Consider the following 26,069-nt stretch of genomic DNA (forward strand, 5'->3'; position numbering starts at 1 on the left):
GCACGCGGCATCACGGTCGATAACCGCGAGATCGATGACAACAGTGTCATCCTGTCCGCCACGATTGATGTTAGCCCGGTTACCGAAGAAACCACCACCCCGCTTGATCGGGTATCGATCGAATGGATCATCATGGAAGTCGATGGCACGGAACTGGGGCAGATGAACCAGAACAATGTCGTGCCCCGCGGTCAATTGGATGAGCGGTGGGGCTCTGTGGCGTCGCTTGCAGCCCAGGCGGCGGTCGAAACCCTTGAGGGGGTTTTGGGCCAGATCGCCAACAGCAAGAAGCTTCAGCTGCGCGACAATAATAAAACCGCGTCGGCGCGTTAGGTCGTTCTTGGACTGGCACGTGATGCGCGCGCAAATGGCCGATGGGCAAGGCATGCATGACTGCCTTGTCGTTATTCGGCACTGGCCCCATTTACAGACTGTTAACGGCTGGTTATAAAGCCGCCGCGATCTGCCGATATGCAGAATCGCCGAGATTTGGTCTTTGAGTGTCGTGAATGTGTCGTTGAACCGGCGGGAAGTTCCCAGTTTCCGGGCTGTTGGGCGGCAAGGGCAAACAGGGCTGATGACGGCTGAGTGTGTTGAGCGGAGTCGCACAGGATTTAGTTATTCGCTTTCCCGGCACCCATTAACCGAGGCCCCGCTATGAAGATCCTCGCTGGTAACAGTAACCGCCCGTTGGCAGAGGCAATTGCTGACCATCTTAACCTGCCGCTTACCCGTGCAGATGTGAAGCGTTTCTCTGATGAGGAAATCTGGTGCGAAATTCAGGAAAACGTCCGCGGTGAGGACGTTTTTGTCATTCAGAGCACCTCTTATCCCGCAAACGACAACCTGATGGAACTGTTGGTGATGCTTGATGCGCTGCGCCGCGGTTCGGCCCGTCGTATCACGGCTGTCATGCCGTATTTCGGCTATGCCCGTCAGGACCGTAAATCGGGTCCCCGTACGCCGATCTCGGCGAAACTGGTTGCCAACCTGATTACGGTTGCCGGTGCAGACCGCGTTCTGACCATGGATCTCCATGCCGGTCAGATTCAGGGCTTCTTCGATATTCCGCTGGATAACCTGTTTGCATCGCCGGTCCTGACCAGCGACATCCGCAACAAGTTTGAAGGCCAGAAACTGGTAATCGTCAGCCCCGACGTTGGTGGCGTGGCGCGCGCGCGTTCCGTTGCAAAACGTCTGGACGCTGAACTGGCGATTATCGACAAACGGCGTCCGCAGGCCGGTGTTTCCGAAGTCATGAACGTGATTGGTGACGTCAAGGATGCGGCTTGCATCCTGGTGGATGACATCGTCGATTCTGCTGGCACGCTGTGCAATGCGGCCGGTGCGCTGAAAGATCGTGGTGCATCGTCGGTTGCGGCTTATGTTTCGCATGGTGTTCTGTCCGGTCCGGCGGTTGAGCGTATCGCCAATTCGCCGATGTCCGAGGTGGTTACCAGTGACTCGATCAAGGCATCCGATGCGGTGCGTGATTGTGGAAAAATCAGACAGCTTCCGATCGCGCCGCTGATGGCAGAAGCCATCCGTCGCATTTCGGAAGAAAAATCTGTTTCCGTTCTTTTCGATTGAGGGTATAAGGCCCTCGCTGCGGTGGCACCCCTGGAGGCCACCGCACTTGTTTTCGCAGGCTTTCAGCGGTGAATCTCACCAACCTGCGGGGGCAACTTACTTTTAGTTCAAGGAGATTTTCCGATGGCAAATACTGTTATCAATGCGGAAATCCGTGAACGGGCCGGAAAGGGGGCCGCCCGTGCCGTGCGTCGTGCCGGTATGGTCCCTGGTGTTATCTATGGTGCAAAACAGGATCCTGTTCTGTTCCAGGTTGACCCGCGTCCGCTTTGGAAACTTCTGCATGCGCCGGGCTTCTATTCCCACGTTCTGACCGTTCAGGTTGGCAAAGAGAAATACGAAGTTCTGCCGCGCGACGTTCAGTTCGACAAGGTTTCTGACGAAATCATGCATGTCGATCTTCTGCGCTTCTCTAAAGGCCAGACCATCAACGTTGAAGTTCCGGTTCGCTTCGAAAACGAAGAAGCATCTCCGGGCCTCAAAAAAGGTGGCGTGCTTAACGTTGTTCGTCACGACGTTGAAGTTCTCTGCGCACCGAACGCAATTCCGGAAGAGCTGGTCTTCGACCTTACGGGTGTCGAAGTTGGTGACTCGATCCACATTTCGGCAATTAAACTGCCGAAAGGTGTTGAGCTTACCATTACCGACCGCGACTTCACGGTTGCGACCGTTGCTGCTCCGTCCGCTCTGAAATCGGAAGAAAGCGAATCTTCTGACGAAGAAGGCGAAGGTGCAGAAGCAGAATCGACCGAAGAATAAGATCGAGGTCTTACGATGTTACTGGTGGTTGGATTGGGAAACCCGGGATCGGGCTACGCCGCCAATCGTCACAACATTGGCTTCATGGCGGCGGACGAACTCGTCCGCCGCTATTCTTTTGGTCCCTGGCGCAAGAAGTTTCAGGGACAGATTTCCGAAGGTGACTTGAACGGGCAAAAGGTTCTGGTGTTGAAGCCGGAAACCTTCATGAACCTGTCGGGGCAAAGCGTTGGCGAAGTGCTGCGCTTTTACAAGATTCCGGTCGAAGACGTTATTGTCCTGCATGATGAGCTGGACCTGCCACCGGGCAAGCTGCGCGTCAAACGCGGCGGCGGCCATGGCGGCCATAACGGTCTGAAGTCGATTGATGCCCATTGTGGCAAGGAATATCGCCGCATTCGTTTGGGTATTGGCCATCCCGGGGACAAATCCCGTGTGCATGGTCATGTGCTTGGAGATTTTTCCAAGGCCGAACAGGATGGCTGGCTGATGACGCTGCTTGATGCGGTGGCGGCAGAATTCGGACGCCTGGCCAAGGGCGATGATGGCGGCTTTATGAGCAAGGTTTCCGCCATCGTATCCCCGCCCAAGCCAAAGGCGCCAAAAAAGGACAAGCCGGCGGCGGACAAAGCCAAAGGCGCGAAGAACAAAGATGCCGACAACCAGCCACAGGCCGGTGAGGGGATCGAAGATCTTTCGGGGGCAGCAAAGGTTAGGCTTGAGCGCGCCGATACCCCGGTCAGTAATGCAGCATCGGCGATGGCTGATGCGCTTGCCAAGGCATTTGGCAAAAAGAAATAGTCTGGTTTGCGCGTATGCAGACCGATCATGATGAACAGAAATTCAAGTTACGGAGCCCGGAAAGATGGGATTCAAATGCGGTATTGTCGGTCTGCCAAATGTCGGTAAATCGACCCTTTTTAACGCCCTGACCCAGACGGCAGCAGCCGAGGCTGCAAACTTCCCGTTCTGTACGATTGAACCCAATACCGGTCGTGTCAGCGTTCCTGACGAGCGCCTTGATAAGATTGCGGCCATTGCAAAATCGGCCAATATCATTCCGACCCAGCTGGAATTTGTTGATATTGCCGGTCTGGTGCGTGGCGCATCCAAGGGCGAAGGTCTGGGTAACCAGTTCCTGGCCAACATCCGCGAAACCGATGCCATCGTGCATGTTCTGCGCTGCTTTGAAGATGACGATATCACCCATGTCGATAACTCGGTCGATCCGGTGCGTGATGCGGAAACCATCGAAACCGAGCTGATGCTGGCGGATATGGAAAGCCTTGAAAAGCGCGTTCCGGCCCTTCAGAAAAAAGCGCGTTCGAATGACAAGGACGCCAAGCTGACCATGGATCTGATCGAGCGCACGCTTGAAGTGCTGCGCGAAGGCAAACCGGCCCGTGTCGTCGAAATTGATGGCGAGGAAGAAGCCAAGGCGTTCCGTATGCTGCAGCTTCTGACCAGCAAGCCGATCCTTTATGTTTGCAACGTGGATGAAGACAACGCAGCCGAAGGCAACGCACTTTCCGACAAGGTTGCCGAAATGGCAGCCGCACAAGGTGCACGTTCGGTTGTGATTTCAGCAGCAATCGAGGCCGAAGTGGCCCTGCTTGAAAGTGCCGAAGACAAGAAAGAGTTTCTCGAAGGTCTTGGTCTTGCCGAAACGGGTCTCGCCCGCATCATCCGCGAAGGCTACAAGCTGCTTAATCTTTTGACCTTCTTCACGGTTGGTCCGAAAGAGGCGCGTGCATGGACGGTGTTTACTGGTGCGACCGCTCCGAACGCGGCTGGCGTTATTCACACCGATTTCGAGCGCGGCTTCATTAAGGCCGAAACCATCGCCTATGACGATTTCATCGAATTCAACGGTGAATCCGGCGCGCGCGATGCGGGCAAGCTGCGTCAGGAAGGCAAGACCTATATCGTCAAGGACGGCGATATCTTCCACTTCAAATTCAACGTTTAAATCAGCGTTTTTTATAATGATTTCAAAGGCCGCCCCGCACAGCAGGGCGGCCTTTGGTTTTTGGCGGCATCGTTTTGCCCATGCAGGGCTTGTCAAAACGGGGAAACGCAGTCTACCTTCGCTATTGCAGCAAAGAGGATGGCATGAACGACCTGAGCCCGAAAAAACGCATTTTACTGGTTTTCAACTCCGCCACCGGACAGCCGGGACGGGTGGGAACAGTCATGCGCCGTTACGGGTTCGAGTTTGATATTCGCCGCCCCGGTGAAGGCGACGAGTTGCCGACCGATCTTTGCAAATATCATCTGGTCGTCGTGTTTGGCGGGCCGATGAGTGCCAATGATGATCATCTTGATAATGTCAGTGCCATCATGAACTGGTTGCCGACTGTGGTTTCCAGTGATGCGATGTATCTGGGCATTTGCCTGGGCGCGCAGATGATGGCGCGCAACCTTGGTGCCGCGGTCGAACCCCATCCCGAAGGCATGACCGAAATCGGCTATTACCCGGTGCAGCCCACACCTGCCGGCGAACATCTTTTCCCGGAAGAAATGATGGTCTATCACTGGCACAGCGAAGGGTTCGGGCTGCCTGACGGGGCGGAGCTGGTGGCAACCGGGCCGACCTTCCCCCATCAGGCCTATCATGTTGATGAGCGGATTTGGGGCATTCAGTTCCATCCCGAAGTCGATGATGAAAGCCATGAGCGCTGGCTTGCCAATGCCGGGGATAAAACCGATCGCCCGAACGGCCAGTGCCCCGATACCCAGCGGGCGGGACGGGCGAAATATGACGCCGCGTTCGGCGCATGGTTTGAACGCTTTGCCGAAAAGGTCCTGGTCAAGGGCCATGTGCCAAACGACGTCGGACAAAGCAGCTAAACACTACTGTGTCGTCAGGCAGAAACCGTATCTGCCGGATTTGCTGACAGCCAGTCTTCGATTGCCGTTTCGTCAAAGGCAAGGGCGGTGGCATAGCCGCCATGGAAATCGTCCCATGCATCGCGATATTCATCGCGCACCCCGACCAGCACCGGAGTTTCCAGATCCATTGCGCGCGAGATGACATCACGCAAGCCCCGGCCATCGGCCTCGCTTCGGCCAAAGCGTGCGATGATCAGGATGTCACTGCCGGCCTCAACATCGCGTGACAGTTGGGCGGCCAGGGTGGACAGCGCATCGCCATCCAGCTTGCAGCCCTTGGCCATTTTGCCGCGATTCTTGGTGATCGGCATTTCATCACCGCTGCGCAGGTTTCGGACATGCACAAGCGTGCCGCAGTCGGCATCCTTGCGGCGTTTTTGCACGTATCCGGCAACCGATTTTCCATTGGCGAGCATCCCGTCGGCAATGGCAGCCAGCAGATCATCAATCGGGTCTTTGGGGTGAAAGGCAATACCGGCCAGCATGGATCAGAACCGATCAATCACGGTGACGCCGGTACCGACGAAGCTGTCCATGCTCATCAGTGCGGTCGCGCCCTCGGCCAGGGTAACGTGATCGCCGATCAGCTTTTGCGGTGCGAGCTTGCCCGCCTGTATCATGTCGAGCATCGCGTCATAGCGAAAGGCCTGCATGCCATGGCTGCCAAGGATTGCAAGTTCATGGGCGACCACACGATCCATCGGGACTCTGGCATGGGCATGATCATCGGTCATGAGGCCAATCTGGATGTGCTTGCCACGTTTGCGCAAACACGCAACCGAGTTAAAGCAGGTCACCGCACTTCCCAACGCATCGACCGATACATGTGCGCCGCCGCGCGTGATGTCCTTAATCGCCGCCGGGATGTCATCAATTGCCCGTGCATTGAGAACTGCGTTGGCCCCCAGCTCCTTGGCGAAGTCGAGCTTGGCGTCATCAATATCGACCGCCACGACATAGGCGCCGGCGGCAGCCGCAATCATGATAGCCGATAGCCCGACACCACCCGCACCATGGACGGCGACGATTTGACCGGCGGATACCTTGCCCTGATCAATCACGCCGCGGAAACTGGTGGCAAAGCGACAGCCGAGGCTGGCGGCAGTGGCGAAATCCATTTCATCGGGCAGACGCACCAGATTGGTGTCGGCGTAATCAATCGCGACATATTCGGCAAAGCTGCCCCAATGGGTAAAGCCCGGCTGGAATTGCTGATCGCAGACCTGATGGTTGCCGCTATGGCATTCCGGGCAATGACCGCAGCCTGATACAAACGGGACCGTGACGCGGTCACCTTCCTGCCAGCGTTTGATGTCCTTGCCGACGGCGACGACAGTGCCGGCAAATTCGTGGCCGGGCACGTGCGGCAGCTGGACATCGGAATCATGACCCATCCATCCATGCCAGTCACTGCGACACAGACCCGTCGCGCCGACCTTGATCACCACACCCCCGTTTTCCGGGGTCGGGTCGGGAAGGTTCTGGACCTCGATCGGGCCCTGATATTCGGTGAAGTAGGCTGCGCGCATGATGGTAGCTCCTCCAAGCCGACGGTCGTTATATTTGCGAACTCCTGCGTCAAACCCCTTATCCGGGGTGCCGCCCCGCATTGCGGGGTTTTCCTAGTATTTCACAAATATAACGACCGTCCGTTTTTGGTATTGTTGGACGTTGTTTCTTATTGTTGGCTAAGTATCGTCCTTGTCGCGGTCCGGATGCAAGCGAACAACTTTCGGAACGCCAACCGATGGTTTGGATTTTGGTTTGGGTTTCGGCTCTGGCGCCGCATTTGGCTGATAGCGCCCCCATGGGGAGGTATCGTGGTCCTCGCCCTCTTTCCCCCATGGACCACGCTGCTCGCGGCGCATATTAGCGCGTTTGGCGGCGCGCTCTGCCTCATAGGCAGCTGCCCAAGGCGGGATATTGGACGTGCTGCCGCGTGTCTTGCGGCCGGGGCGATAGATGCCAAAGGCCGGGGCGGGAGATCCGTCATGCCAAAGTGGCACATTGCGGTGCTTGAACAGCGGGATCAGGGCAAGACCAGCCAGGAAGCCCGCAATATGGGCCACCCACGCAATGCCACCCCCGGCACCACTGCCGAAATTGATCACCTGACTGACAAACCAGAAGCCGAGCACGACCACGGCCGGCACATAAAAGATAAACACCCAGAAGAACCAGACCAGCACGCGCGCCTTGGGATAAAGCAGGAAATAGGCACCCAGCACACCGGCCAGCGCACCGGATGCGCCAATCATCGGGATTTCCGATTGGGTATCCAGCAGGCCATGGCCAAGGGCGGCCGCCACCCCGCAGGCAAGATAGAAGATCAGAAAGCGGAAATGGCCCATCGAGTCTTCGACATTATTCCCGAAGATCCAGAGATAGAGCATGTTACCGCCCAGATGCATCCAGCCGCCATGCATGAACATGGCCGAAAATATCGACAGGAACCCGAAACCGGCCGGGAAGGGGGAAAAGCCCGGTGGCAGTTCGGCATGACCAAACAGCACGGCCGGGATCGCGCCATATTGCAGGTTCATCAGAACCGCTGCGCGTGGATCAAGGGTAACCGTGCCCAGAAACACCACGACATTGATCGCAATGATCGCGTAGGTGACCCATGGCGTGATCGTTGTCGGGTTGTTGTCCTTGATCGGCAGCATTGGCTATGCCTGTTGTCTGTGTCCTGAAACGTGTCCTTAAACGGTACGGCGGGCAACAAGCCCCCGATCAGGCAACCACGGCCTCATCACGCGGGGCCAGGCGATCGCGCAAATAAGCGGCCAACTGACGATATTCGCGTTTACGTGCCGAGCTGCGCCGCCAGACCATGCCGATGCGCCGGATCGGAACCGGATTTTCAAACGGGATGATCTTGAGCAAATCCGGCCGACGTGCTTCGACTTCAAGCGACATTTCGGGCAACAGTGTGGCACCGATACCCGCACCGACCATCTGCACCAGGGTCGAGAGACTGTTGGCCTGGAAATCGGCAGATTTGCTCCAGCCTGCTTTCTGGCAGACTTCGAGTGCCTGATCGCGCAGGCAGTGCCCGTCTTCGAGCAGCAAAAGCTTTTCATCCTTGATGTCGCCGATTTCGAGATGCTTTTTATGCGTCAGCGGATTGTTCGGCGCGCAGGCAAAGACAAAGCGATCTTCAAACAGCTCGAACTCTTCAAGCCAGTTTTCATCAATCGGCAGGGCAATCAGGGCAAGGTCGAGTTTGCCGGCCATCAGAAGTTCGATCAGATTGGCGGTCTGGTCTTCGCGCAGGAGCGGCTGCAATTTCGGGAAACCGGATTTCAGCGAGGCCATGACATCGGGCAAAAGATAGGGGCCGATGGTCGGAATGACACCGATATGGATCGGGCCCGACAACGGGTCGGCAGCGGCCTGTGCCATGGTCGTCAATTCATCGACTTCCTGAAGGATATTTCGCGCCCGCGAAACGACCTCTTCGCCCAGTGGGGTCATCAGGACCTGACGCTTGTTGCGTTCGACCAGCTGCGCACCGAGAAGGTTCTCAAGCTCGCTAATCGCAGCCGACAAACTTGGCTGCGTAATGAAGCAAGCCTCTGCAGCGCGGCCAAAATGTCCGGTCTCGGACAGCGCGACAAGGTATTTGAGCTGCTTGATGCTCGGTTGGGCAGCCATTAATTTTTCCTATCAAAACTCGAAGTTTTATCTATTTGTCTTAGGTAATGCATTTCTCTACAAATCGCTAGCAAGCAGTGCATTTTTTGCACCTGCTCACACAAATTTCTGCGGCCTGTCGGGGGCCGTTCTGTGTTTTTAAAACTGGGTTAGGAGAAACCATAATGCTTACCGTTGGTGATACGCTTCCTGAATTCAATCTGACCGGCGTTTCGGGCAAAGGCCCGGACAGCTTCGCTCCGGTTACCGACAAGTCCTATGAAGGCAAATGGAAGATCCTGTTCTTCTGGCCGAAAGACTTCACCTTTGTTTGCCCGACCGAGATCGTTGGTTACGGCGAACTGAACGGTGACTTCGAAGACCGCGATGCCGTTCTTCTGGGTTGCTCGACCGACACCGACTTCGTGCACGCTGCATGGCGTACCCACCACGAAGATCTGGGTGACAGCCCGTTCGTATGGCTGGCTGACGAGAAAAAAGAACTCTCGACCGCCCTTGGTGTTCTGGCCAAAGACGCCGGTGTTGCTCTGCGTGCGACCTTCATCGTCGACCCGGACAACATCATCCGTCACGTACAGGTCAACGACCTTAACGTTGGTCGTAACCCGCAGGAAGCGCTTCGTATTCTTGACGCTCTGCAGACCGACGAACTCTGCCCGTGCAACTGGACCCAGGGTGACGAAACCCTCTAAGTCCGGTCCGGACATGATGATGGGATCGGGCTTTGGCCCGGTCCCGCTTTTCAGCCTGTGATGAATGCTGCCTTTTGCATCGTCCGCGTCCACCGGGCGCGACACAGACACGGCTGATCCCAAATTCGTTTTTGCATTACGCGCTTATCGCTTCAGACAGTTTCAGAGGATTTTTCCCATGACGTCGATCGTTGAAATCAAGGACTCCATGCCGGCCTATGCCAAGGACCTTAAGCTGAACCTTTCGAGCATGGCCAACAATCCGGGCATGACCGACCAGCAGGTTTACGGTACCGCGCTCGCTTGTGCCTTTGCATCGCGCAACGCCAAACTGACCAAGGCCGTTGCTGCCGAAGCCGCAGAAAAACTGACCGATGAGGCCATCGAGGCTGCCAAAGGTGCAGCGGCCATCATGGGCATGAACAACATCTATTACCGGTTCAACCATCTGGTGTCGGATGAAGAATACAGCTCCATGCCGGCACGCCTGCGCATGAACATCATCGGCAAGCCGGGCATCGACAAAGCCGATTTCGAACTGTTTTCGATCGCTGTTTCGGCGATCAATGGCTGCGGCATGTGCATCGATAGCCATGACAAGGTGCTGAAAAACGCTGGCGTTAAAAAGGAAACCATCCAGAACGCCATCCGTATCGCATCGGTCATTCACGCGGTTGCCGTCGTGATTGACGCCGAAGACGCGCTGGCGGACTAAGTCACGTCACCGAATTCGGGCAATTGCCCAAAAGAAAGCCCCGGTCACCTGATGGTGCCGGGGCTTTTGTTTTGCGCGGATTGGCAGAGTGGCCATTACGCCGCGGCAGGTTCTGTAATGCCAAGATACTTGAGGGTTGCCGCAATCACCTGATCGGGTTGATCGAAATGCGGGATATGGCCGCATTCCTTGATCAGCATCTTGGTCACCGGGCCGCCGGTCTTGGCGCAGATGGTGTGGACCTGCTCATCGCTGCCAAACTGATCATCGTCGCCCTGAATGACCAGAAGCGGGCAGGTGATGTTGGCCAGTTCATCCACCATGTTCCATTCCAGAAAATCTGGCTGGCGCCAGGTATCGACCCAGGCACGGAAGACATCGTCGGTCTGGGCGAAGTGATGGCGTTGCAGTTTGGTTTTCCAGTCGGTCTCGGCGTAAATTTTCGCCGCCTCGGTAATGCCGGCGACGGTGACGTCTTCGACAAAGACGTGGGCGGCTTCTGAAATCACGGCGGTCACGTTGTCGGGGAAGCGCGCGGCATATTTCAGGGCGATGGTCGCCCCGTCACTGTGACCAAACAGGATCGGTTTGGTCAGGCCAAGTTCCATGATCAGGCCATGCAGATAGACATCGCTTTCGGTGTTGTGGAAATCAATGGCACGCGGAACATCGCCCGTGGCGTGCGGATCGGATTTACCATGGCCGCGCCGTTCATAGACAATCACCGGATGGCGTGTGGCGGTTGCCAGTTTGGCCGGGAAATCCCGCCACATGCGAATGGTGCCAAGGGCCTCGTGCAGAAACAGGATGGTCGGTGCATCGGCGCGGACATCATCGGGAACGATCCGCTGGCACGACAGGCTGATGCCATTCACCGTGGCATAGAAATTTTCGATCTTCATCTGACTTATAGCTCTTTTGGGGCAATCTTGGTTGGGGCGATATATCGGTAATTTGGTGCGTAATTATTTGGTTGCGATCATGGACAAAAAAACAGGGCCCGGCAAGTGCCGGACCCTGTTTGATACGTTTTAATCCCGAAGTTCGGGAATACAGACCTTATTTCAGGGCCGCGCAAGCACGTTTGATACGTGCGCAAGCCTCGGTCAGGGCATCGTCAGACGTCGCATAGGAAATGCGGAAATACGGTGCCAGACCGAATGCCGAACCCTGAACCGCAGCAACGCCTTCTGCTTCGAGCAGGTAGGTGACGAAGTCTGTATCGGTTTCGATTTTCTTGCCATCCGGGGTGGTTTTGCCAATCGCGCCCGCACAGGACGGATAGACATAGAAAGCACCTTCAGGCGTCTTGCACGACAGGCCTTCGCATTCGTTGAGCGCTGCAACGACCAGGTCACGACGCTTTTTGAAGACTTCAGCGCGCTCTGCCAGGAAGTCCTGCGGGCCGCTAAGCGCTTCGATCGAAGCTGCCTGGCTGATCGAGGAGGTATGGGTGCTCGACTGCGACTGAACCTTGTTGATCGCCTTGATCAGGTCTTTCGGACCTGCGGCATAACCAAGGCGCCAACCGGTCATGGCATAGGATTTCGACACACCGTTACAGGTCAGCGTGCGCTCTTTAAGCTTCGGCTCGACCTGGGCGATGGTGGTAAATTCGAAACCGTCATAGACAAGGTGCTCATACATGTCGTCAGACATGACGTAGACGTTTTCATGTTTCAGAAGCACGTCGGCAATCGCACGCAGTTCTTCGCGCGAATACGCGGCACCGGTCGGGTTGGACGGAGAGTTCAGAACAACCCATTTGGTTTTCGGCGTGATCGCGGCTTCAAGTTCATTTGCGGTGATTTTGAAGTCGTTTTCTTCCTGGCATTCGACAATGACCGGGGTGCCTTCGGCCATAAGGGCCATGTCCGGATAGGATACCCAGTACGGTGCCGGGATGACGACTTCGTCGCCCGGGTTCAGCGTTGCGAAGAACGCGTTGAACAGGGTCTGTTTGCCACCGCAACCGACGGTGATTTCGTCGATGGTGTATTCCAGATCGTTTTCACGCTTGAACTTTTCGACAATCGCCTTGCGCAGCTCAGGTGTGCCAGCGACCGGAGTGTATTTGGTCTTGCCAGCATCGAGCGCAGCTTTTGCGGCTTCTTTGATGTTGTCGGGGGTATCGAAATCCGGCTCACCTGCGCCAAGACCGATCACATCAACGCCAGCAGCCTTAAGTTCGGCAGCCTTGGTGGTGACAGCAATGGTGGGGGAGGGTTTGATACGGCTCAAACGGTCGGCAATGAACGCCATTGGTCTGTTTCCCTGGAATTTATGAGAGTGAAAAGAATCTCGTTCTTTCGGTTCGGACCCTACGCCTGCCTTTATTCCAATTCAAGGCTGTTTAGGGCCTTTTGCGGGTTCTTTGGGATGATTTTATCCAATTTTACGGCCATTCAGAAGTCCGAGCGGAAAGAACTGGATACTTTAACGCAACAATTGCCGTGTTGTTCCCGTTTGCCTTCCTGACGTCTCCTGACACTTCCTGACAGGAACGGTCAGGGGTGGGGCTTGCGATTGGGTGTATCTGACCTATAACTAGAGGCAGGATAAAACAGGGATCTGCCCGATGAATGCGCTGCCGGAATTTCTGACCAAACGTCGCCCGCCTGTTGAAGGATCACGGGAATTCAAACTCGTGACCGAATATGAGCCGGCAGGCGACCAGCCCGCTGCGATTGCCGAGCTGATGGCGGGCATCAACGATGATGAACGGGATCAGGTTCTGTTGGGTGTGACCGGGTCGGGCAAGACCTTTACCATGGCCAATATCATCGCCAATACCCAGCGCCCGGCATTGGTTCTGGCGCCGAACAAGACCTTGGCTGCCCAGCTTTATGCCGAGATGAAGCAGTTCTTCCCGGACAATGCGGTCGAGTATTTCGTGTCCTATTACGACTATTATCAGCCGGAAGCCTATATCCCGCGCTCGGACACCTATATCGAAAAAGACAGCTCGATCAACGAGCAGATTGACCGGATGCGCCATGCCGCCACGCGTGCGATCTTGGAGCGCAATGACTGTATTATCGTGGCGTCGGTGTCGTGCATCTACGGTATCGGGGCGGTGGAAACCTATCTTGAGATGACCCAGCGCATTTCGGTGGGGGATGAGGTTGACCGCAACGACATCATGAAGCGTCTGGTGGAGTTGCAATACACCCGTAATGACGCGGCCTTTTCGCGCGGGACATTCCGGGTGCGCGGTGACGTGCTTGAGATTTTCCCGGCCCACGCCGAAGACCGGGCCTGGCGGGTTTCGATGTTTGGCGACGAGATCGAAGAACTGGCAGAGTTCGACCCGCTGACCGGGCACAAGTTTGCCACCATGGATTCGGTCACGGTCTATGCCAATTCGCACCACGTTACCCCGCGCCCGACATTGGTGCAGGCAATGGCCGGTATCAAGCAGGAGCTCAAAGACCGTCTGGCGCAATTCCAGGCCGAGGGCAAGTTGCTGGCAGCTGAGCGGATCGAACAGCGCACGACCTTTGATCTCGAAATGATGGAAACCGTCGGGCACTGCAAGGGGATTGAAAACTATTCCCGCTGGCTTTCGGGCCGGGCCCCGGGGGAGCCGCCGCCGACTCTGTTTGAATATCTCCCGGAAAACGCGCTTTTATTTGTCGATGAAAGCCATGTGGCCGTGCCGCAGATCGGCGGCATGTTCCGAGGTGACTATAATCGCAAAGCGACCCTGGCCGAGCATGGGTTCCGCCTGCCCAGTTGTGTTGATAACCGGCCGCTCAAGTTCGAGGAATGGGAAGCAATGCGCCCGCAAAGCGTGTTTGTTTCAGCAACGCCTGGCAATTGGGAAATGGAACGCACCGGCGGTGTGTTTGCCGAGCAGGTCATTCGCCCGACCGGCCTGATTGACCCGGTTTGCATCGTGCGCCCGGTTGAAACCCAGGTCGATGATCTGCTGGGCGAGGCCAAGGAATGTGCCGCCAAGGGGCAGCGTGTTCTGGTCACGACCCTGACCAAGCGCATGGCCGAGGATTTGACCGAATACCTGCATGAGCATGGCATTCGTGTGCGCTATCTGCATTCCGATATTGATACGCTTGAGCGGATCGAGATCATCCGTGATTTGCGCCTTGGCGTGTTTGACGTGCTGGTGGGGATTAACCTTCTGCGAGAAGGCCTTGATATTCCGGAATGTGCGCTGGTGGCGATTTTGGATGCGGACAAGGAAGGTTTCTTGCGTTCCAAGACGTCACTGGTTCAGACGATTGGCCGTGCGGCGCGTAACGTTGACGGGCGTGTGTTGCTTTATGCCGACAAGATGACCGACAGCCTTGAATACGCGATTGGCGAAACCAACCGCCGACGTGAAAAGCAGATGGCCTATAACGAGGAACATGGCATTACGCCCGAAACCGTGCGCTCGCGGATTAATGATGTTCTCGAAAGTGTGGCCGAGCAGGATTACGTCACCGTCGATACCGGCGTTTCGGGCGACATCATGGTGGGTCATAACCTGCGTGCCCATATCGAGGACCTTGAAAAACGCATGCGCGATGCGGCCGGGAACCTTGAGTTCGAGGAAGCAGCACGTCTGCGTGACGAGATCAAGCGGCTTGAGGACCAGGAGCTTGGTCTTGCCGAAGCCGGGCCGATGGCGCGCGAAATCGGTACTGTCGGACCGGGATCAAAATCGGCCAACAAACCGAAATACAAGGGACGTCGCCGCAAGGGGGCATAAGGACCTGGATATTTTGCAAACACCGGTTGTATTCGCTGTTGAGAATATTCATCGCGATCACATATAAAAGAAGCGCCGCAAAGTGCGGTGTGATCGAGATGGAGTAAGCTTGATGCGGCGTCTGATCGCCTGGTGCCTGGGCATCACGGTATTCCTGTTTGGAGCAGGATGGTTTGGCAATGACGTTGCTGCGCGGACATTGGTTGTTGCGATCAACGACGCCCCGCCGTATCGCATTGTTACCGAAACACTTGATGAGCCGGTCTATAGCGGCATTTATGTTGATGTCATACGGGAAGCCGCCAGGCGTGCGGAGATTGACCTTGTGTTCGACGTCGTGCCGTTTAAACGCGCGCTTTTCCTGATGGAAATTGGCGAAGCAGACTTGATGCTTGGCCCCAACCGCACCGATGAACGTGCGGAATACATGTATTATTTTGGGGCGGCGCTTCCGAATGAGCCAAAGGTGATCTATACCGGCGAGGTGGATGCGAATGTGATTGAGGTCAAGGACCTTCGGCGCAAGTCGGTCGGCGTTTTACGCGGGGCCAATTATGGCTGGAAGCTGAATGACGCGCGCGACATCCGCTTTGTCGAGGCCGTTGATTATGAAACGCTGTTCAAGATGCTCGATCTTCACAGGATTGATGCCCTGATCGCACCAGAACTTCTGGCCGCGGCCCATATCCGGGAATTCGGACCATTTCGGATCAAGAAAGCCGATCTGTTGATACAGGGACAGCCATCTTTCATTGCGCTATCACGCCAGTCCGACTTTTTCATTGATGGCAGTTTTACCGTTCTTGAGAAGCATCTGATCGAGATGCGTCATGACGGCACGTTTGAAGAGATTTATGGCCACTACGCCCAAACGGACTCGTAATCCTGTGGGGATGTCATGCAAAAAGCCGGTGTTTGATGACACCGGCTTTTGTGTTTTGGCGCGAAGGGATGCTGATTACATAAACAGACGTTCGTTCTCCATGCCCTTATAGATATCTGCGACATATTCGCCGTAGCCGTTGTAGATCCGGGTGGGCACGCTTTCGCCGTTATTGAGCAGGCGTTCATGCGCCTGTGACCAGCGCGGGTGGGGGACTTCGGGGTTTACGTTGGCCCAGAAGCCATATTCGTCGGCGTTGATGTCTTCCCAGAAGCTTTTGGGGCGCTTGTCGGTGAAGGTAAAGCGCACGATGGATTTGATGTTCTTGAAGCCGTACTTCCAAGGCGTCACCAGACGCAGCGGCGCGCCATTCTGCTTGGGCAGTTCTTCGCCGTAGATGCCGGTGGCAATCATGGTCAGTTCGTTGGTGGCCTCGGCCATCGAAAGCCCTTCGATATAGGGCCACGGATACCAGAATTGGCGCAGGCCCGGCATGGTGTCCTTTTGGCTGGCGGTTTCCATTTCAACGTATTTCGCACCTGACAGGGGCTTTGCGAAATCAACCAGCGCCTTCATCGGGAAACCGGACCACGGCACGGTCATTGCCCAGGCTTCAACGCAGCGGAAGCGATAGACGCGTTCTTCGAGCGGCATCTTGCGAACCAGGTCTTCGAAATCAATTTCGATCGGCTTTTCGACCAGCCCGTCAATCACCACGGTCCAGGGGCGGATGCGCATGGCTTGGGCGGCTTGCGAGATCGATTTGTGCGATCCGAATTCGTAGAAGTTGTTATAGGTCAGCGCCTTGGCCTTTTCGGTCATTTCGCGTTCGACCGTATAGGCCGGGTTGCGATCAACCGGATAAAGATCGGCTGTGGTGCCAGACCCTTGCGCCAGTGCGCTGCCAAGCGGGAGGCTCGATGCCGTTGCGCCGATTGATCCGGCCGCGATGCCCTTAAGGAACTGGCGGCGGTTTTTATAGATTGATTCCGGTGTGGCGTCTTTTTCAGGGATTTCCCATCCCTTCTTGCGGCGTATCAGCATGGCGTCCTCCGTTGATCCTTGGGCTACTGTCCGTGCAAAAGCCGATTTGGGCAAGTCACGGCTCGGTGATCGTTTGGTGAAACGATGACCCTTTGCGGTTGTTATCAGGGTTGTACGGGAGAAATTGCCGATCTGATCCTTGATCGCACGCATGCGCCATCCTATGACAGTGAAACAGAATGCGCGGGACGGATCGTACGGATTTGTTTTATCGCGACAAACAGCAAATCGGGGTGTCAGATGGGTGCAATGATCGATAAGGCAAAAGCGGCAATCGACAAGGTCAATGAACTTGGCGATCTGAAAGGCAAGATCTTTACCGAGTTTGATTCCGAGCGGATTTTAGAAGCCGCCGCAGAGGCCGAAAAATATTGCGCGCAAAACCCCGGGGCGCCGCTTGGCGGTATGCTGGTGTCGATCAAGGATCTCTATGATGAGGCCGGGGTTCGGACAACAGCCGCATCCAAGCTCCTGATGGATCGTGCACCGGCCATAGAGGATTGCGAATGCGTGCGCCGGATCAAGGCGGCGGGCGCCATTCCGTTTGGCCGCACGAGCATGAGCGAGTTTGCCTATTCCGGGGTCGGGCTTAATCCGCATTACGGCACACCGGGCAATGTGTTTGACCCGGAAGGGATCCCTGGTGGCTCGTCATCCGGTGCCGGGGTGAGTGCAGGTCTCGGTCTGGTAGATATTGCGATGGGGACGGATACCGGGGGCTCGATCCGCATTCCGTCGGCAATTAATGGTCTTTACGGCTTTAAGCCAAGTCGCCTTTCTGTGCCCAGAACAGGTATTTTGCCGCTGGCTGAAAGCTTTGACACGCCCGGGCCCTTGGCGCGCGATCTTGAGACCGCGATTTCGGTGTTTGAGGTCATCAGTGGGCAAAGCGTCCCGCAGCCGGAGCATAAAAAGCTTCGGATCGGGGTGCCGATCAATGCCTTTACCAATGATGTTTCGGATCGGGTAAAGGCCGATTTCGAGATGATCTGTGACACCCTGCGCAAGGCGGGGCATGAGCTGATCGAGATTGATCTTGGATTTATTGCCGAGAATGCCCTTGTGACCCGTGATCTGGTGTCGAGTGAGGCAAACGCGATCTATGCCAAGGATTTCGCCGCCCTTGAAACCTGCGGCGATCCATATGTTCTGTCGCGCTTGAAGTTTGCCGATGGCCTGACCAAGGATGACGTCATCGCGGCCTATGCCAAACGCACCGATGTTATTGCCCGTTTCGGGGCCGCACTTGCCGATGTGGATGTCATGATCGCACCGACCCTTGCTCGCATGGCGCCAAAGATTGCCGAGGTTGAAGCCGATATCGAAACCCTGAACCCGCTGATGCTGCGTAATACGGGGATGCTTAATCTGGTTGATGCCTGCGCGCTTTCAATGCCGGTTGATATTCCCGGTGAAAAGGCGCCAGCCGCCCTGATGATTGCGGCACCGCACGGGCAGGACAAGGTCGTCCTGAATGTGGGCCGCCTGATTGACGCACTGTTTGCCTGATTTGGTAGTGTGTGCATAGAAAAACGGCCCGGAGAAATCCGGGCCGTTTTGCGTTGGGACGGGATAAATCGGGGTTTAGCCTTCGAGCAGGGAACGCAGCATCCAGGCGGTTTTTTCATGGACCTGAATGCGGGCGGTCAGAAGGTCTGCAGTGGCGTCATCGTCAGCGCTATCGCACAGGGCATAAAGCGAACGTGCGGTCTTGATCACGGTCTCGTGGCCCGAAACCAGCTGTGCAATCATTTCTTTGGCGGCGGGCACACCTTTTTCTTCCTTGATCGCGGTCAGTTCGCCATAGGCCGAGAAGCTGGCCGGGGCAAACGCTCCCAGCGACCGGATGCGCTCGGCGATTTCGTCAACGGCTGTTGCCAGTTCGGTATACTGTTCCTCGAACATGTTGTGCAGGGCATTAAACATCGGGCCGGTGACGTTCCAATGGAAATTGTGCGTTTTGAGATACAGGGCGTAGCTGTCTGCCAGAACCCGGCCAAGGCCGTCGGCGATCTCGGTGCGGTTGGATTCATTGATGCCAATATCAATCTGCATGGTTATCTCCTTTCGCCGCTTTAGAAGCAAGCGGGTATGTGTGTTCTCTTTTACATTGAAAAGAGTATGCAAGATATTTTCTAATTACACCAATTGATTGTTTAATTGTTTGCGATAGGGCAATTCTATTACTGAAAGTAGGGATATTCCCGTGGGCCATCGATATGGCCGAATCCGATCATTGGAGTGTGGTGGGCATACGGGCAAAAAAAGAATTTCATAGGTTTTGGGCCGGGTTTGCATTTGGCGGACTCAATAAAATCAATGGGTTGGGTTTCTAGTGCCTTGATTGGAACACAATTCGCCCCGAAATGGCCCAATGTGACCTGTTTTCCCGCCTTGATTTCAGGGCACATTCACAACTGTCAGTCGAGGACGCGGTCAGCAGTCTCTGTCCCCCCTCACGATGCTGGCCCGATTGGTTTCAGGCTGTTCCCCCACCTGAAACACCCCGACTGACCTGGTCTCCCCAAGACCATGATGACCCCGAATAGATTGGGGCGGGTTTTATCCCGCCCCACTTTTTTTGTCCGGATTTCGGGGATGCTTGCCGGGCGGGTGTTCTATGCCGCAATTGCCGCAATTTGCCCCCAAAATGTCACCAATCACCGATTTTTGAGCCGCATTTCAAAGGCATATTCCTAACTGTCGGATGCGAAAACATCGATGCGGTGCTCTCCCTCACGGCATCGAGGCCCGAAAAAGACGTTTTACCTCCCCCCCAAGGCGTCATTGCACCCCACGGGCAAGGCAGCGCATCTGACAGGTCTCCCCAAGACCATCTGTCCCCAAAGCCCGGGCGAGCTTCAAGCTCCCCGGGCTTTTAATTTGTCCGGCGCCAATGGTCGAGATGTTGAGGGCGGCTTTATCCGTCGCGAGATGCGACTGTGCTGTCTGTCGCCTGATCCGAAACAGGCACAGAATTTTTCATCGGTGAGAGCGAGAATATCTTTGTCGGCTTCTTGCGCCCGCGCACGGTGACGTCGCCCCGTTCTTCCCATGCCGGAATGTCATCATGGTTGCCGCAGGCATGCACGGTGTCCTCGGTCGCGAGGATGTAAGTGCCGAACTCCTTATTCAGCGACTCAAGCCGGGAGGCGATGTTGACGTTGTCGCCATGGACGGTGAAGGTCAGGCGGCTTTCGGAGCCGACCGCACCGACGACAATCTCGCCGGAATTGATGCCGCAGCGGGTTCTAAGCTGCCCGCCATGGCAATAGATACGCCGATTTGCGAGGTCCTGAATGGCAAGGGCGGTGCGCACTGCATTGAGTGCATGGTCGCTATCAGGGGTGACAGCGTTAAAGGTGATCAGCATCGCATCACCTTCAAACTGGGTGATCACACCACCAAAATGCGAAATCATCGCACTGGTTTCGGTAAAATACTCATTGAGCATGGTGGCCAGTTCTTTTGGCGCGAGTTTCTCAGAGACCGACGAAAAGCCCTCGATGTCGGTAAACATCACCGTGGCATTGACCGCATCGCCATCGCCCGGACGGATCTGTTGTTCCGCGTGGGTAATGCGATCGGCAATTTCGGGTGAGACAAAGCGCGACAGATCACGCGCGGCAATTTCATCGGTCACCGCCCGGATAAAGGATCGTTTGGCGCGCATGACGGCAATCGTCAGAACGGCTGTGACCAGAACGATGGCGATGATCTTGTCGACTTCGGCCCCGATCAGAATCGAGTTCGAGGTCAGGTAGGTGACATAATCGCGCGTGATCATGCTTTTGCCGCCTTCCGACCAGATGACATAGCCGGTCAGGATGATCCAGCCCGCCGCCGCCGTGCCGCCGGCAATCAGGATATAGCGCGGATCGAAGCGCAAGCTTCGCAGCGCAATGAAGATAAAGACATAAAGCACGGTCGGCGCTTTGAGATAGAAGCTGGCCGGTTGCATGTACTGGATATGAAAGCTCCAGATCAGGACCATCAGAAGTCCGATATCGGCAATCACCGACAGGGTCAGGAACCAGTCGGTCAGTTTGTTGCGATAAGTCAGTGCCAAACGTTTGAGGGTAAACAGGTAATACAGGCCAAGTGCCCAGGGCACCGGATGGATGCCATCGGACATCGCCGTTTTGGGCGAGATGACATAGAGGCTTGCAAAGATTGTCACCAACAGCAGTTGTACCCAGCCGATGAGCTTTTCGCTTTCATATTGCTGCTTTTCAATCGCGCTTTGCACGCGTTCTGGCAGATGGCTGTTGGCGTTCTTGCCAAACAGGAAGGCACTTAGCGTGCTTTTCATGGTGCCGGTGTCCCGATCATTCAGATGGGTGTCTTTTATGGACACAGTGATGGCACCCATAGTGGAACCACAAGCGTTGCTTGCCAAGTCGCGATGCGATGACGGGTGATCACAGCTGCGTGCGGGGATCGGCTATCGGCAGGGGATAAAGCAAAAAAAAAAAGCCGGGCATCAATGTGCCCGGCAAGTTTATCAGGGAGGCTTCACGTCTGGGAGACGTAGGACCCTTCGCAGGGCCCTGGGTAAGCCGGACAGGGCGTCCGGCTAATGACCGACATAGTCGGTCAGGGAGAAAACTCTGTACCGCGGTGCGGCGTTTGCCGCTGCGGTTCGAGAGGGAAGATAGCGTTTTTGACGATAATGACCACTGCCAAATTGCTTTTTCAGCCATGCATTTTCTGCATAAATCTTCAGAGGTGCGAAGTGTCAGTGTAACTAATTGATATCAAAAAGAAATATATTCGGGTGCTAAGCCGTTTTCGGACTGGATCACTGTTTGGAGGGTGAATTCATTGTGCGGGAGCACAAAAAAAATGCCGGGCATCAATGTGCCCGGCAAGTTTATCAGGGAGGCTTCACGTCTGGGAGACGTAGGGAATCTAGGGAAGATTCCCGTGCCGGATATCGTTCCGGCGGACGAAACGTCCAAAATCAGGAAGTCGGAGCGATCACGCTTTGTGCGGCTGCTCACAACTTATGATGTGAATATAGGTGAGCTCTGAGTGGATTGAAAATTGAATAACTACAAATCAACCATGCGCCAAACGCATGACAATAAAATGTCAGCAATTTTAAGACATTATGGCACGGTCACCGTTTCACGCGCTTTGATGTTCATTGCGTGATGTGAAAATCGCCCTCTGATGGTTGAAATTTCCGTTTCTTATCACAGGGGGCTATTGGCGACGGCGAATGCTTGGAGGCAAGGGCACCCAAACGACAACAGCCCGGCATGGCCGGGCTGTGTGAAAGTCTTTGATAGCCGTGGTTTCTGGCGGCTATTTGTCGGTCGTTGCGCTCGCAGCTGCGGCGGCCTTTGCCTTGACCTTGGTGATTTCCTCGATCAGGAAGTCACGGAAGACGGCGATGCGTTTGGAATGGCGCAGTTCTTCCGGATAGACGAAATAGGCATCAAAGCTTGGCCCTTCGAGTTCCGGCAGGATGCGCACCAGATTGCTGTTGGACGGCAACAGATAATCCGGCAGGGCGGAAATACCCAAGCCAGACTCGGTCGCACGGAAGATGCCATAGATATTGTTCAGCTTCAGAATCGGACGCATGTCCGGTTTGAACTGCTGGGCGGTTGCCATCATCCAGTTGACGTTGGAAACCGGCGGGCGGGCATCCGCACCATAAATGATCAGGCGGTGATCTTTAAGCTCTTCCGGGGTTTTGGGCATGCCGAACTGTTTGATGTATTCGGGCGATGCAAACACATGATAGCGCAGCGTCATCAACTGGCGCTGGACAAGGTCCGCCTGACGAGGTGGTTGCATGCGGATGGCAACATCGGCCTCGCGCATGGCAAGATCGAGTTCCTCGTCATTGAGCACCAGCGACAGTTCGATTTCCGGATAGCGTTCCAAAAACTCGTTGATACGCGGGGTCAGCCAGGTCGAGCCAAAGGCAACCGTTGTCGTGACCTTGAGCGGGCCACTGGGGCGTTCCTTTGATTCGCGAATGCGCGCCTCGGCCATGGACAGCTTGGCGAAAACATCGTGGGCCGTGCGATAGAGCAGCTCACCCTGTTCGGTCAGGATCAGGCCACGCGCATGACGATGGAAAAGCGGGACTTTCACGCTTTCTTCGAGTGCGCTGATCTGTCGGCTGACGGCCGACTGGCTCAGATTAAGGTTTTCCCCTGCGTGGGTGAAGCTCCCGGCTTCGGCAACAGCGTGAAACACACGCAGCTTGTCCCAGTCCATAGACCTGCTCCTAGATGTCACCAGCGCACGGTCGATGCGCCAGACCCCTGATAATGGTTCTCTTCTTTTATGGCCAATTTGGTTTCCACACTATTAAGTGCGTCACAGGCTTTGACCAAGTACATGATTATTCAATCAATATGAGGCCTGTGGCGTTTTCTGCAAGAAGACATTTTAAAGCAGGGGGCGGGGCGCGTCGCGATTTGGGGTCCAATGTCAGGCTGGTGGCGGGATCGCGCCAAGATGGAACCATTAAAAAAGGGGCCGCCAGAAGCGTCCCCTTTGTCGTTTGGATCATCTGTAGCGAAAGATCAGGCTTCGTTCTCGGCGATGAACTTTTCAGCTTCGAGGGCAGCCATGCAGCCCATGCCCGCCGCCGTGACGGCCTGACGGTAAACCTTGTCGGTGACATCGCCTGCGGCATAAACGCCTTCGACATTGGTTACTGTGGTGCCCGGCTTGACGAGGATATAGTTCTCGTCATCCATATCGACCTGATCCTTGAAGACGGCGGTTGCCGGATCATGACCGATGGCAACAAAGAAGCCATCTGCCGGGATGTCGAGAGTTTCGTCGGTTTTGACGTTGCGCACACGCACGGCTTCAACGCCATCCATCGGACCGTCGCCGCCGAGAATGTCTTCAACGACACTGTCCCAGACAACGTCGATTTTCTCATGCTTGAGCAGGCGTTCCTGAAGCATCTTTTCCGCACGCAGTTCGTCGCGACGGTGGATCAGGGTCACCTTGGAGCAAATACCAGCCAGATAAAGGGCTTCTTCAACGGCGGTGTTGCCGCCGCCGACAACCGTGACCGGCTTGTTGCGATAGAAGAAGCCGTCGCAGGTCGCGCAGGCCGAAACGCCGCGGCCATTGAATTTCTCTTCGCCCGGAAGACCCAGCCAGCGGGCCTGTGCACCGGTCGAGATGATCACGGTTTCGGCAATATAGGTATCACCGGAGTCGCCCTTGCAGACGAATGGGCGTTTGGAGAAATCGACTTCGGTGATCAGGTCATGCACCATTTTGGTGCCGACATGTTCGGCCTGGGCTTTCATCTGATCCATAAGCCACGGGCCCTGAATGACATCGGCAAAGCCCGGATAGTTTTCGACATCGGTGGTAATCGTCAGCTGACCGCCAGGCTGAAGGCCCATGACCATCATGGGTTCAAGGTTGGCGCGCGCAGCATAGATCGCAGCAGTGTACCCGGCAGGGCCGGATCCGATGATGAGGACTTTGGTCTGATGTTCCTGGGCCATGGTCTTTGTAATTGTCCGAGATGAGTAAAAAACTGACGTCGAACATATGGGGAGAGCGCCCAAGACGCAACCGCCAGAGGAAAAGTTTGCACACGCCAATGCGTGTTTTGGCAAAGAGGGCATTCCACGCTTGGGGCGGGTAGAATTTGTAAAAGGCCAGCCGGCTTGGAGTGCCCCGCCGCAAGCAGGTCGTGCAACGGTCAAAAACCGGATTTTGCAGCATTTTCAGTTACGGCATCAAAGCGCAAGATTGCATTCTTGCGTCGATTATATTATTGCCAGCAACTTGCCTCGCTGTAATATTGTTTCAATCGGGGTAACTTTCGCGCACAGAATCGAGGAATAAATGCAACGGGTCAAACTCGACAAGATCGACCGCAGGATTTTGCGCGATCTGCAGGAAGATGGCCGCATGACCAATGTGGAACTTGCACGCCGTGCAGGTATTTCAGCGCCCCCTTGCTTGCGTCGTGTGCGCGCACTCGAAGAAACCGGATTCATTCAGGGCTATCACGCCGAAGTCGATGCGCAGGCACTTGGCTATAACGTCACCGTGTTTGCGATGGTCGGGCTGGCAAGTCAGGCTGAACATGATCTGCGCGCCTTTGAAGCCCGTGCCGCAGAATGGCCGGAAGTTCGCGAATGCCACATGGTGGCCGGCGAAATGGACTTCCTGCTTAAGATCGTGTCGCACAGCTGGGACGAATATCAGAAGTTCCTGACCACCGAACTGACCGTTGCCGAGAACGTCAACCACGTCAAATCAGCACTTTCGATTCGAACGGCGAAGAATATGCCGGGCGTTCCGATCGATATCGACGTCGACGATTGAGCGCGATGCGCCCACAGATATTCAACATCTGAGCTGACATTCCTGATCAAGGCGGAAAAACCGGCGCTTTTTCACGCCGGTTTATTTGTTTTGCGACCCTTGCAAGGGCCGGGGCAAGGGATCATGTCCAAAACCTATCCGTGTTGCGGTCGCGTTATGCCCGTTGAACAAGGGAGCCATGCATCATCCTCAAGATGTGATCCAGGCCGGGTTCACACCGTGGAAAGGTACACAGAAACAATAAGTTAAACGGTGTGATGGCGCACGTTTACCGGATGGTGAACACTAAGCGTATGGGTGAAAGTCCTTGTCAGTGACGTGGCAAGGGCATTAAGTAGTAAGTACCTATGCCAATGGTGTATTGTTTATCTCTTAGGATAGTGATTGTCTTGGGATCGTAATTGGAAGCGTTTCAAAAAGAACTTGAACCCGATGTAATTCCAGCTGTTGAGGAAGACGATTGGCGTGGAATCGTGCCGACAATGCTGTTTGCGATTGCCGGTGTAATGTTGCTGGTCGTTCTGTCTTATCGCCCTTCCGACGCGCTGGCGGGTGTGGGAATGGTGTTTCCTTTTGCCATGAGTGAAGAGGAAATCCTTGAGCGGGTCGGGGCTTCCGGTGGTCGCGTCTCGAGATTTGGCGGCTTTGGGCATATGGCGGTCGTTATACGTGACGATGGCGCGGTGCCCGAAGCTGATGATTTCGGCGCTTTGTTTGCCTTGTCGCCGCTTGTCGCATCAGCCTGTTTTGACGCGGACGAAGATATAAAAGCCTTCTGATATTTGGGTGGAA

At 55.5% G+C, this 26,069-nt stretch carries 23 protein-coding genes and 1 pseudogene; 13 read left to right on the forward strand and 11 right to left on the reverse strand.

Annotated features, from left to right (window positions below; genetic code table 11):
* The 6 genes and pseudogenes from ACXAIA_RS19345 to ACXAIA_RS19370 form a co-directional block, all read left to right on the forward strand.
* Window positions 1-333: pseudogene (locus tag ACXAIA_RS19345) on the forward strand (hypothetical protein); the annotation flags it as partial.
* A 324-nt stretch (window positions 334-657) separates the two neighbouring features.
* Window positions 658-1,590, forward strand: a complete 933-nt coding sequence (locus ACXAIA_RS19350) for a ribose-phosphate pyrophosphokinase (protein ID WP_475350795.1) — start codon at window positions 658-660, stop codon at window positions 1,588-1,590.
* 123 nt (window positions 1,591-1,713) lie between these two features.
* The gene (locus tag ACXAIA_RS19355) at window positions 1,714-2,349 is read left to right on the forward strand and encodes a 50S ribosomal protein L25/general stress protein Ctc (protein WP_475347083.1); all 636 of its coding nucleotides are present in this window, start codon (window positions 1,714-1,716) and stop codon (window positions 2,347-2,349) included.
* A gap of 15 nt (window positions 2,350-2,364) precedes the next feature.
* Window positions 2,365-3,150, forward strand: coding sequence for an aminoacyl-tRNA hydrolase (gene pth / locus ACXAIA_RS19360; protein WP_475350796.1), 786 nt, complete (start codon window positions 2,365-2,367; stop codon window positions 3,148-3,150).
* Between the two features lie 64 nt (window positions 3,151-3,214).
* Window positions 3,215-4,318 (forward strand): redox-regulated ATPase YchF, encoded by a 1,104-nt coding sequence (ychF, locus tag ACXAIA_RS19365; protein ID WP_475350797.1) that lies wholly within the window; start codon window positions 3,215-3,217, stop codon window positions 4,316-4,318.
* Between the two features lie 143 nt (window positions 4,319-4,461).
* Window positions 4,462-5,199, forward strand: a complete 738-nt coding sequence (locus ACXAIA_RS19370; RefSeq protein ID WP_475350798.1) for a glutamine amidotransferase-related protein — start codon at window positions 4,462-4,464, stop codon at window positions 5,197-5,199.
* 14 nt (window positions 5,200-5,213) lie between these two features.
* Here the strand turns inward: ACXAIA_RS19370 and ACXAIA_RS19375 are convergent, their stop codons facing one another.
* The 4 genes from ACXAIA_RS19375 to ACXAIA_RS19390 form a co-directional block, all read right to left on the reverse strand.
* On the reverse strand, window positions 5,214-5,726 hold the full coding sequence (locus ACXAIA_RS19375; RefSeq protein WP_475350799.1) for a DUF2478 domain-containing protein: 513 nt from the start codon (window positions 5,724-5,726) through the stop codon (window positions 5,214-5,216).
* Window positions 5,727-5,729: 3 nt separating this feature from the next.
* A complete protein-coding gene (locus tag ACXAIA_RS19380) occupies window positions 5,730-6,770 on the reverse strand; it encodes a zinc-dependent alcohol dehydrogenase family protein (RefSeq protein WP_475350800.1) in 1,041 nt (346 codons plus the stop codon).
* A gap of 159 nt (window positions 6,771-6,929) precedes the next feature.
* Window positions 6,930-7,907, reverse strand: a complete 978-nt coding sequence (locus tag ACXAIA_RS19385) for a rhomboid family intramembrane serine protease (RefSeq protein WP_475350801.1) — start codon at window positions 7,905-7,907, stop codon at window positions 6,930-6,932.
* Window positions 7,908-7,974: 67 nt separating this feature from the next.
* Entirely contained in the window at window positions 7,975-8,898 is a 924-nt protein-coding gene (locus ACXAIA_RS19390; RefSeq protein WP_475350802.1) for a LysR substrate-binding domain-containing protein, read from the reverse strand.
* Window positions 8,899-9,062: 164 nt separating this feature from the next.
* Between ACXAIA_RS19390 and ACXAIA_RS19395 the strand changes: the two genes are divergently transcribed.
* A complete protein-coding gene (locus tag ACXAIA_RS19395) occupies window positions 9,063-9,590 on the forward strand; it encodes a peroxiredoxin (RefSeq protein ID WP_044827842.1) in 528 nt (175 codons plus the stop codon).
* A 178-nt stretch (window positions 9,591-9,768) separates the two neighbouring features.
* Window positions 9,769-10,305 carry an alkylhydroperoxidase, AhpD family gene (gene ahpD / locus ACXAIA_RS19400; protein ID WP_475350803.1) on the forward strand — a complete coding sequence of 179 codons (537 nt, stop codon included), beginning with the start codon at window positions 9,769-9,771 and terminating at the stop codon, window positions 10,303-10,305.
* 95 nt (window positions 10,306-10,400) lie between these two features.
* Here ahpD and ACXAIA_RS19405 read toward each other — a convergent pair whose 3' ends face one another.
* Window positions 10,401-11,207, reverse strand: coding sequence for an alpha/beta fold hydrolase (locus ACXAIA_RS19405; RefSeq protein ID WP_475350804.1), 807 nt, complete (start codon window positions 11,205-11,207; stop codon window positions 10,401-10,403).
* Between the two features lie 157 nt (window positions 11,208-11,364).
* Complete coding sequence (locus tag ACXAIA_RS19410; protein WP_475350805.1) at window positions 11,365-12,567, reverse strand: aspartate transaminase; 1,203 nt, start codon at window positions 12,565-12,567, stop codon at window positions 11,365-11,367.
* A gap of 316 nt (window positions 12,568-12,883) precedes the next feature.
* Between ACXAIA_RS19410 and uvrB the strand changes: the two genes are divergently transcribed.
* Together uvrB and ACXAIA_RS19420 are read left to right on the forward strand one after the other, a co-directional pair.
* Window positions 12,884-15,019 carry an excinuclease ABC subunit UvrB gene (gene uvrB, locus ACXAIA_RS19415; RefSeq protein WP_475350806.1) on the forward strand — a complete coding sequence of 712 codons (2,136 nt, stop codon included), beginning with the start codon at window positions 12,884-12,886 and terminating at the stop codon, window positions 15,017-15,019.
* Window positions 15,020-15,131: 112 nt separating this feature from the next.
* On the forward strand, window positions 15,132-15,902 hold the full coding sequence (locus tag ACXAIA_RS19420) for a substrate-binding periplasmic protein (RefSeq protein ID WP_475350807.1): 771 nt from the start codon (window positions 15,132-15,134) through the stop codon (window positions 15,900-15,902).
* Window positions 15,903-15,977: 75 nt separating this feature from the next.
* Here ACXAIA_RS19420 and msrP read toward each other — a convergent pair whose 3' ends face one another.
* On the reverse strand, window positions 15,978-16,946 hold the full coding sequence (msrP, locus tag ACXAIA_RS19425) for a protein-methionine-sulfoxide reductase catalytic subunit MsrP (protein ID WP_475350808.1): 969 nt from the start codon (window positions 16,944-16,946) through the stop codon (window positions 15,978-15,980).
* A 249-nt stretch (window positions 16,947-17,195) separates the two neighbouring features.
* Between msrP and ACXAIA_RS19430 the strand changes: the two genes are divergently transcribed.
* Entirely contained in the window at window positions 17,196-18,455 is a 1,260-nt protein-coding gene (locus ACXAIA_RS19430; protein WP_475350809.1) for an amidase, read from the forward strand.
* A gap of 75 nt (window positions 18,456-18,530) precedes the next feature.
* Here ACXAIA_RS19430 and ACXAIA_RS19435 read toward each other — a convergent pair whose 3' ends face one another.
* The 4 genes from ACXAIA_RS19435 to trxB all read right to left on the reverse strand — a co-directional run bounded on the left by ACXAIA_RS19435 (window position 18,531) and on the right by trxB (window position 24,445).
* On the reverse strand, window positions 18,531-19,001 hold the full coding sequence (locus ACXAIA_RS19435; protein WP_475350810.1) for a Dps family protein: 471 nt from the start codon (window positions 18,999-19,001) through the stop codon (window positions 18,531-18,533).
* An 865-nt stretch (window positions 19,002-19,866) separates the two neighbouring features.
* Window positions 19,867-21,258 (reverse strand): adenylate/guanylate cyclase domain-containing protein, encoded by a 1,392-nt coding sequence (locus ACXAIA_RS19440; protein ID WP_475350811.1) that lies wholly within the window; start codon window positions 21,256-21,258, stop codon window positions 19,867-19,869.
* A gap of 998 nt (window positions 21,259-22,256) precedes the next feature.
* Window positions 22,257-23,183 (reverse strand): LysR family transcriptional regulator, encoded by a 927-nt coding sequence (locus ACXAIA_RS19445; RefSeq protein WP_475347101.1) that lies wholly within the window; start codon window positions 23,181-23,183, stop codon window positions 22,257-22,259.
* 311 nt (window positions 23,184-23,494) lie between these two features.
* Window positions 23,495-24,445: a thioredoxin-disulfide reductase gene (gene trxB / locus ACXAIA_RS19450; RefSeq protein ID WP_475350812.1), complete on the reverse strand. Its 951-nt coding sequence runs from the start codon at window positions 24,443-24,445 to the stop codon at window positions 23,495-23,497.
* A 346-nt stretch (window positions 24,446-24,791) separates the two neighbouring features.
* Between trxB and ACXAIA_RS19455 the strand changes: the two genes are divergently transcribed.
* Window positions 24,792-25,277, forward strand: a complete 486-nt coding sequence (locus ACXAIA_RS19455) for an Lrp/AsnC family transcriptional regulator (protein ID WP_167720494.1) — start codon at window positions 24,792-24,794, stop codon at window positions 25,275-25,277.
* Between the two features lie 401 nt (window positions 25,278-25,678).
* A complete protein-coding gene (locus ACXAIA_RS19460; RefSeq protein WP_475347103.1) occupies window positions 25,679-26,056 on the forward strand; it encodes a hypothetical protein in 378 nt (125 codons plus the stop codon).
* Window positions 26,057-26,069 lie beyond the last annotated feature (13 nt).

Source organism: Thalassospira sp. ABL2_045, assembly GCF_056161285.1.